The sequence below is a fragment of the Vibrio sp. 2033 genome (assembly GCF_033339735.1).
In genome coordinates this window covers 1-667 of the sequence record NZ_JAWOVC010000406.1, presented here as the reverse complement: position 1 = coordinate 667, position 667 = coordinate 1, and the positions used below count along the sequence as shown (strand labels likewise).

The following is a 667-nucleotide window of genomic DNA, read 5'->3' as shown; positions in this document are numbered from 1 at the left end:
CTTCCGTCCCGTTAAAGTTGCCTTCTTGTGTTGCGGTTAGTAATGGGGGCAATACTTTAATTGGCGCTTTGAACATCTCGACGAATTCCATCAAGCCTTGGTTTGCTTTACACAGCGCGCCAGAGTAGCTGTACGCATCTGGGTCGTCTTGAGAGTAGTGTTCGAGTTTACGGATATCCACTTTACCGACGAGTGATGAAATATCTTGGTTGTTCTCATCACCAGGTTCGGTTTTCGCAATACCGATTTGGTCAAGGATAGAAGGACGAACTTTCATCACTTTAAACTTGGTGATGTCGCCGCCAAATTCGTGAAGGCGTTTTGCTGCCCAAGGCGACATGATTGAGCGAAGGTAGCGCTGCTCAATACCGTAGTCCGTTTTCAGAATCTCGCCATCTTCGGTCGCTTTGAACAAACAGAATGGGTGGTCGTTCACAGGGCTGCGTTCGCCATTAGCACTCAATACATAAATAGGCATCGCTTCCATAAGCGATTTTAGTTTTTCAGCAAGTGAGGACTTACCGCCGCCAACAGGGCCCAATAGATAGAGGATCTGTTTGCGTTCTTCTAATCCTTGTGCCGCATGTTTTAGGTAAGAAACAATTTGTTCAATCGCATCTTCCATTCTATAGAAGTCTTTGAATTTTTCATATTGAGAGATAACGCG

At 45.4% G+C, this 667-nt stretch carries 1 pseudogene; it reads right to left on the bottom strand.

The features are described from left to right. Nucleotides 1-667: pseudogene (locus R7P74_RS26865) on the bottom strand (PrkA family serine protein kinase); the annotation flags it as partial.